The sequence below is a fragment of the Polaromonas sp. P3_C2 genome (genome assembly GCF_056402675.1).
This window is the reverse complement of the sequence record NZ_JBFUGX010000144.1, coordinates 1-7,857: the sequence shown is the minus strand read 5'-3', so window position 1 is coordinate 7,857 and position 7,857 is coordinate 1. Positions and strand designations below refer to the sequence as shown.

Here is a 7,857-nt window from a genome sequence, read left to right as displayed (position 1 = left end):
CCGTGCGCCAGAGCAACATCACCACCAACCGCGTCGCGCAGACCACGGTGACGGCGGCGGCCAACTTTTCGTATGAAGTTGATTTGATCGGCAAGCTGTCGCTGAACTCTGACGCCGCATCGCTGGATGCGAAATCGCGCGAAGCCTTGCTGCGCAGCACCCAGCTGCTGGTGCAGGCCGATGTGGCGCAAACCTACCTCAACCTGCGCGCGCTCGACACCGAACGCACGCTGGTGCGTGACACACTGCAGGCTTACCGCAACACGCTGCGCCTGACGGAAGTGCGCTTCAAGGAGGGCGACGTGGCCGAGCTCGACGTGGCCCGTGTGCGCACCGAGGTCGCCTCAACCGAGTCCGATGCACTGGCGCTCGACCAGCGCCGCGCCGTGCTGGAGCATGCCCTGGCTGTGCTGGTGGGCGAGGTGGCGTCGAACTTTGCCGTCGCGCCCACCGAGTGGTCGACCGCGCTGCCGGTCATCCCGGCCGGTGTGCCCAGCACCGTGCTGGAACGCAGGCCCGATGTGTCTGCCGCGCAAAGCACCATGCAGGCCGCGCAGGCCCGCGTTGGTGTCGCCCAGGCTGCGTGGTTCCCGACCTTTTCGCTGACGGGCAACGCAGGTTATGCCGCGCCCGAGATCAAGGACCTGTTCAAGGTTTCGACCCAGGCCTGGGGCGTGGGTGCTTTGCTCTCGCTGCCGATCTTTGACGGCGGACGCCGCAAGGCCGGCGTGCAGAACGCGAATGCTGAACTCGACATCGCCTTGGCCAACTACCGTGAACAGATCCTCGTCGCCTTCAAGGACGTGGAAGACCAGCTCTCGGCCCTGCGCCTGCTGGCCGAGCAATCGGAAGCGCAGTCGCGTTCCGTCGCTTCGGCCACACGCGCCACGGTGCTGTCGGATTCACGCTACCGCAATGGCTTTGTCAGCCAGCTTGAACTGTTGGACGCGCAACGCAGCGAACTGCGCAACCGCCGCCAGGCGCTGCAGGTCAAGACCGCGCAGTACCTGGCAACGGTGGGTCTGATTCGGGCGCTGGGTGGCGGCTGGAGCACTTGAACACCCCTGTTGAGGCTCACTTCGTGTAGCCTCCTCTCCCCTTGCAGGGGACGGCGCCTGCGGCCTGGCGGAGCCAGTTCCGCGGCTCCTGCTGGTGAGGAGGGAAGCGCTCTCTGCCGGTTGTTGCTATCTAATTGATAGCTGGTGGCGCAGGTTCCTATTGGGCTGGAGGCCTGAATCGGTCCTGAAAATGACCTGAAAAGTGCTCTGAACGCTGTTTTGGAGCCTTTTGATCACCCAAAATAGCCTGTAGACCTTCAAAAAGGCCTTTTTTGAGTGCCAAAAGTGGCTGTGGCGCAATCAGGACATGCGCGAGCAGCTATTAAATTGATAGTGATTAGGCAGCGCTTGCAGCCGCTGGGGCTGGCCATCTGTTAAAACACTTGGCTTCCTTCTTTGTTCTTCTTTGTGTCTGCCCCCTGATGCCCGCTTCACCTGCTGTTCCTGTCACTTCTTCCGTTGCCTCTTCTCCTGAGCCCGCCACCATCCACTGGACGGAGGGCGGCGAGGCGCGTTCTGCGCGCTGGCGTTCCGAGCGCGGCGCGCCGGCGCCGAAGCGCGTGGTGATCGCTGACGACACCCTCGCGGCCGACGCTGCTTACCGCCTGGCCTGTGAAGGCACGGGCCTGCTCTGGCGTGGCGACTTCCAGAATGCCCGGCTACTGCTGCAGGCGCTGGCCCGCCGCGTCGACAAACCGGCCAAACCCAAGCGCGAGAAACGCGTGAAGGACCAGAAAGCCGGAGAGGCCAGCGCCCCCGTTGAAGCCGCCGCGCCGGTGTTCCCGGAAGCGTTTCACCTGCACCGCCAGGCGCAGGCGCAGCGTGCCCGCGTGCTGGGCATGGTGCTGATTCCGTTTGACGCGGACTACAGCATTCCCTTGCGCCGCGCGCCCGATGCCAAAAAGGCGTGTGCCGAAGCCTGGGGACCAGCCCGGGATGGAACGGTTCCCTCGGTTGCATCACTGCGCGAGCTGATGGGTTTCATCAGCTCGCACGAATGGCGCCGCAAGGGCGTGCCGATTCCCGCCCTCGGCGAAGACGGGCCGCACAACCGCATCCATCCGCACTACGGCGTTTTCTCGCCGGTGCGCGGCGAATACATCGACCTGGTGGCGCAGGCGCCCGTGCCGGAAGGCACCGAGGACCTGACCGGTTTTGACATTGGCACCGGCACCGGTGTGCTGGCCGCCGTTCTGGCGCTGCGCAGCGGCATCCAGCGCGTGGTGGCCACCGACCAGGACCCGCGTGCGCTGGCTTGCGCACGCGACAACCTCAAGCGCCTGGGCTTTCCACAAGTCGAGGTGCGCGAAGCCAACCTGTTTCCCGACGGTAAGGCGCACATCATCGTCTGCAACCCGCCGTGGTTGCCCGCGCGGCCCGGCTCCCCGCTGGAGCATGCTGTGTATGACGAAGACAGYCGCATGCTGCTGGGTTTCCTCAACGGCCTGGCGGCGCACCTGGAGCCCAAAGGCGAGGGCTGGCTGATCCTGTCGGACATCGCCGAGCACCTGGGCCTGCGCACGCGCACCTGGCTGCTGGCGACGATCGATGCGGCGGGCCTCAAGGTGGTGGACCGGCTGGACGCGCAGCCGCATCACCCCAAGGCCTCGGACGCCAGCGATGCGCTGCATGCGGCGCGCGCGGCGGAAGTCACGTCGCTGTGGCGATTGGCCGCCAAATAGAAACCAGAAGCTGGGTGGGATGAAGACTGAACCACGCGCTACCGTCCTGCTGGCCCCGATGGAAGGCCTGCTGGACTTTGTGCTGCGCGACATCCTCACGCGGGTCGGTGGCATTGACCGCTGCGTCTCTGAATTCATCCGCATCACCGACCAGCTGCTGCCCGAGCGCGTGTTCTATCGCATCGTGCCCGAGCTGCACCACGGCGGCCGCACRCTGGCCGGTGTGCCGGTGCGTGCGCAGCTGCTGGGTTCCGACCCGGGCTGCATGGCCGAGAATGCCGCGCGGCTCGCAGGCCTCGGTCCGGCGGGCATTGACCTGAACTTTGGTTGCCCGGCCGCGGTGGTCAATCGCCACGGCGGCGGTGCATCGCTGTTGCGCGAGCCCGAAACCCTGACGGCCGTTGTCGGCGCGGTTCGCCGGGCGGTGCCGGCCGGCATGCCCGTGTCGGCCAAGATGCGGCTGGGCTACGAAGACGATGCGCGTGCCGTTGAATGCGCGCTCGCCATCGAAGCCGGCGGTGCCGGCGAGCTCGTGGTGCACGCCCGCACCAAAGCCCAGGCCTACAAACCGCCCGCCTACTGGGAACGCATCGCCGACATCCGTGCCGCGGTCAGGATTCCGGTGGTGGCCAATGGCGAGATATGGACAGTGGAAGATGCGCGGCGCTGCCGTGAAGCTTCGGGTTGCGACGTGCTGATGATCGGCCGCGGCGCGGTGCGCGACCCGGGCCTGGGGCTGGCGATCAAGGCCGACATGGCTGGTGGGCACCATGCTGCTGTAAGCTGGCCTACGCTGCTGCCGCTGATCGCCGAGTTCTGGCACATCGTCTGCTCACGGCTTGAGACACGTGCGAGAGCGGGGCGCCTCAAGCAGTGGTTGAATTTTTTGCGGCGGCGGTTTCCGGAGGCGGAGGTCGCCTACCAGGCGATCAAGACGGTGAATGATCCCGTGCTGATCGATGAATGGCTGGCTCAGCTGCTGCAACCTGGCGAGAGTGACAAGCCTTCCGCGCGCTTGCCTTTGGCCGTGATGGCTTGAAGGCCCAAGTCTGAGCGCCGCACAGATTGCAACCAGGCTTTACACAAACACTCCCGCGGCTTTGCTGCGCCGACACGTCGCCGGAACACCATGAAGGCTCTTCCATCCAAAGGAGTCGATCATGAAATCAAAAGCCATTGTGTGTGCCATCGCCGCCGCGTCGCTGGGCTTTGCCTCGCTCTCGTTTGCGCAAGGCTACGACGGGCGCAGCCAGCGCGGTGAGTCTCCCCGTGTTGAACAGCGCGGGTCTGTCGGTCCCGGTTACAGTCGCGACGATGGTCCCGGCTATGGTCCCGGTTATGGTCGCGCAGACGCCCGTGCAGACGATCGCGGCGGGCGCGGTTTTGACCATCGTGACGACCGCCGTTATGCCCGCAATGACCGCCACTTCGATGGTCACGGCCCGCAGTTCTACCGCGGCGGCCGCATCCCAAATGAGTACCGCGGCCGTCAGTATGTGGTGAATGACTGGCGCGGGCATCGCCTCCATGCGCCGCCGCGCGGCCAGCAGTGGGTGCAGGTGGGCGCGGACTATGCACTCATCGCCATCGCCACCGGTGTGATCGCGCAGCTGGTGCTGAACTGAACTTTCGGTGCGGCGCCGGGAAATCCATACCCGGCGCCGTCCTGAGTCCTCGGTGAAATGAAGCTCTTTCTGTGGTGCTGCCGTCAGGCTGCCATCACGGCGGGGGCTTTGTGCATCAGGCGGCTGCGAATGTCAGTGAGCGCCAGAACCTGCGCACCCTGTGCATCAAAGTTATCCGGTGAAAGCCAGCTGTCAAAGGTCTTCTTCAAGAGCGGCCATTCACCGTCGATGATGGAAAACCAGGCGGTGTCGCGGGTCCTGTTCTTGTAGACGAGGAGCTGCCGGAAAACGCCTTCGAAGCTGAAGCCGAGCCTGGCGGCCGCGCTGCGTGACGGCGCGTTGAGGCTGTCGCATTTCCACTCGTAGCGGCGGTAGCCGAGCGTTTCGAAGACCAGCTTCATCAGCAGGTACTGGGCTTCGGTGGAGGCGCGGCTGCGCTGCAGCAGTGGCGAGAAGATCACGTGCCCTACCTCAATGACGCCGTTGGCGGTATCCATGCGCATCAGCGACAGCGTCCCGACCGCGCGCTGGGTGCCGGCGTCCACGACCGTGTAATGCAAAGGGTCGGCGCTGGCTGCGTTGCGTTCGAGGTAGGCATCGAAATCGCTGCGCGCGGTAAATGGCTCGGGGGCCAGGTAGGTCCAGGCCCGGCCGTCGGGTGCGGCGGCGTAGGCGGTGAACAGGTCGTCGCCATGGCGCCTGGCGTCCAGCGGCTCGAGGCGGCAATACCGGCCTTCGAGTGTGATGCGTGGCGGCCTTTGTCTTGCTGTCCAGCCCTGCATGGCTTCGCCAATGGGTTGCCCGTAGGCGTTTGTGCGTGTGGTCATCGATGCTCCTGTGAGTTTGATCGCCTAGGTTAAGATCTTTGTGGCTCTTCATAAAGTGCCATAAAGTGGTTATTTCGTGGTGCCACGATCTGCGACCAAATTCTTTGCCGTTCAACAACCCTTGCGCGATGCCCTCTACCAATTTCGCTAACAAGTCCGCTCCAAAGCACTCCGCCCCGCAGGGTTTCCTGGAAGCTCCACTGGACAGGTCCGACGCCGAGCCTTTGCAGCGCCAGCTTTACCGCAGGCTCAAGGAGGCCATCCTCAAGAGCCAGCTGGCTGCGGGCAGCCGCCTGCCCGGCTCGCGCGCATTGGCGCAAACCCTGTCGGTCTCGCGCAATACCGTGGCGATTGCCTACGAACACCTTGTATCCGAAGGCTATGTCCGCGCCGACCGGCAGGGAAGCACCGTGGCGGCTCTGTTGCGCCCGGCCACGCAACAGGCGCAGCCCGAGGCCACCGCGCCATCCCGCGTGGCACTGCGCCTGTCCCGCATCCGGTCGGGGCCCGCACGCCTTGACACCAGCACCGCCTTGCGCCCCGGTGTGCCGGCGCTTTCCCACTTTCCGCTGGCCGTCTGGCGCAGCATGCTGGACCGCGCGGTGCGTGAGGCCTTGCCGGCGGCGCTGCATTACGGCGACCCTTTCGGTCAGGCTGAACTGCGCACCGCCATTGCGCGCCACCTGGCAATCACGCGCGGCGTGCATTGCGAGCCGGCGCAGGTCATCGTGACGGAAGGGGCGCAGGAGGCGCTCATGCTGTGTGTGCGCTTGCTGACCAACCCGGGCGACACGGCCTGGGTGGAAGACCCGGGCTACCGGGGCGCCAAGGCAGCGATGCATGCGGGTGACCTGCGCATCGTGCCGAAACGCATGGACGACGAAGGCCTGCACATCGGCGCGGCGGATTGGCGCTCACGCACGCCACGGCTGATTTACACGACGCCTTCGCACCAGTATCCGATTGGCGTGGTGATGTCGGTGGCACGCCGCCTGGCCTTGATGTCTGCCGCGCGCAGGCACGGCGCCTGGATCATTGAAGACGACTACGACAGCGAATTCCGCCACGCCGGCGAACCCATAGGCGCCATGCAGGGCCTGGTGGCCGATGCGCCTGTGCTCTACGTCGGCACGTTTTCCAAAACCATGTTTCCCTCGTTGCGCCTGGGTTTTTTGGTCATGCCAAAGCCACTGCTGGCTTCAGCGCAGGACGCCTTGCGCGAGATGCTTCGCGGCGGCCACAGCCATGAGCAGCTTGCCATGGCCGGCTTCATCGAGTCCGGGCAGTTTGTGCGCCACCTGGGGCGAATGCGGCGGCTGTACCGTGAGCGCCAGCATGCCCTGCGGGAAGCATTGACGCGGCACCTGCGCGTTCCGCATGTCATTGAAGGCGGGCAGGGCGGCCTGCACCTGGCAGTCCGGCTGCCGCGGGACTTTGCGGACGTTCGCATTGCGGAAGCTGCCCGGCGGTACGGGATGGCGCCCATGCCGCTTTCCTCGTTTGCCATGGCGCCGGCACCTGAAGACAACGGCCTTGTGCTGGGCTACGGAAACACCGCGACTGAGCTGCTGGACCCTCTCGTCAAACGCCTGTCGCAGCTGGTGCTGACGGCAGGAGGCTGAGCCCGGCGCACAATGGCACCATGAAAACACCCAAGAGGCTGCAGTCGCTGCTCGAAGAAGGCCTGATCGATACAGTGGTACGGCAACTGATGAGCGGCAAGGAAGCCATGGTGTACGTGGTGCGCTGCGGCGACGAAACGCGCTGCGCCAAGGTCTACAAGGACGCCACCGAGCGCAGCTTTCGCCAGGCAGTGGACTACACCGAGAACCGCAAGGTCAAGAACACCCGGCAGGCGCGCGCTATGGCCAGGGGCACGCGCTTCGGCCGGCAGGCCACCGAAGCAGCCTGGCAAAGCGCCGAGGTGGATGCCCTGTACCGGCTGGCCGCAGCCGGCGTGCGCGTGCCCAAACCGCACAACTTTTGCGATGGCGTGCTGCTGATGGAGCTGGTGACCGACGAACATGGTGACGCCGCACCGCGCCTGAACGACGTGGAATTCACGCCTGAAGACGCACGCCTGCACCACGCCACGCTGCTCACGGAAGTGGTACGCATGCTGTGCGCCGGTGTTGTGCACGGCGACTTGTCGGAATTCAATATCCTGCTCGGTGTGACAGATGGCCAGCCCGGCCCGGTCATCATCGACCTGCCGCAGGCGGTGGACGCCGCCGGCAACAACCACGCGGGCCGCATGCTGCTGCGCGACGTGGCCAACCTGCGCGGCTTCTTCGGCCGCTTTGCGCCGGAGCTGCTGCAAACCGACTACGGCAGCGAGATCTGGGACCTGTACCAGCGCGGCGTGCTGCAGCCCGAGACGGTGCTGACGGGCCGCTTTGCCCACAAGACCGGGCCGGTCAACCTCGGCGCCGTGATGGGTGAGATCGACGATGCGCGTGCTGAAGAGTCAGCGCGGCGGCTGCGCATACAACAAGCCCGTTAGGTGCGTCTTTTCGCGAGGCGCTAGTGCGCCGGCGCAGTGGCAGCGCGCTTGCCGCCCAGCGTCACGCGTGCCGTGACATACGCCAGCAAGGCGCATCCGGCGATGCCGGCCACCATGGGGCGGGCGCTGCCGTCTACAAACACGCCCACCACCGCCATCACC

6 protein-coding genes and 1 pseudogene are annotated in these 7,857 nt (G+C 65.5%); 6 read left to right on the top strand and 1 reads right to left on the bottom strand.

The features are described 5' to 3' along the window. From AC1DWI_RS08325 to AC1DWI_RS08310, 4 genes are all read left to right on the top strand, one after another. A partial coding sequence (locus AC1DWI_RS08325; protein ID WP_477724661.1) for an efflux transporter outer membrane subunit occupies nucleotides 1–1,058 on the top strand: 1,058 nt, incomplete at its 5' end. A 422-nt stretch (nucleotides 1,059–1,480) separates the two neighbouring features. After that, a complete protein-coding gene (locus AC1DWI_RS08320) occupies nucleotides 1,481–2,740 on the top strand; it encodes a methyltransferase (protein ID WP_477671488.1) in 1,260 nt (419 codons plus the stop codon). A gap of 19 nt (nucleotides 2,741–2,759) precedes the next feature. Next, nucleotides 2,760–3,779 (top strand): tRNA dihydrouridine synthase, encoded by a 1,020-nt coding sequence (locus AC1DWI_RS08315; protein WP_477671489.1) that lies wholly within the window; start codon nucleotides 2,760–2,762, stop codon nucleotides 3,777–3,779. A 121-nt stretch (nucleotides 3,780–3,900) separates the two neighbouring features. Then, nucleotides 3,901–4,365 (top strand): RcnB family protein, encoded by a 465-nt coding sequence (locus tag AC1DWI_RS08310; protein ID WP_477671490.1) that lies wholly within the window; start codon nucleotides 3,901–3,903, stop codon nucleotides 4,363–4,365. Nucleotides 4,366–4,490: 125 nt separating this feature from the next. On the opposite strand, the pseudogene AC1DWI_RS08305 reads toward AC1DWI_RS08310, so the two are convergent. After that, a pseudogene (locus AC1DWI_RS08305) lies at nucleotides 4,491–5,192 on the bottom strand (GNAT family N-acetyltransferase); the annotation flags it as partial. Nucleotides 5,193–5,320: 128 nt separating this feature from the next. On the opposite strand from AC1DWI_RS08305, the gene pdxR reads away from it, so the two are divergent. Together pdxR and AC1DWI_RS08295 are read left to right on the top strand one after the other, a co-directional pair. Beyond that, on the top strand, nucleotides 5,321–6,814 hold the full coding sequence (gene pdxR, locus AC1DWI_RS08300; protein ID WP_477671491.1) for a MocR-like pyridoxine biosynthesis transcription factor PdxR: 1,494 nt from the start codon (nucleotides 5,321–5,323) through the stop codon (nucleotides 6,812–6,814). A 20-nt stretch (nucleotides 6,815–6,834) separates the two neighbouring features. Then, nucleotides 6,835–7,695, top strand: coding sequence for a PA4780 family RIO1-like protein kinase (locus AC1DWI_RS08295; protein ID WP_477671492.1), 861 nt, complete (start codon nucleotides 6,835–6,837; stop codon nucleotides 7,693–7,695). Nucleotides 7,696–7,857: the final 162 nt, after the last annotated feature.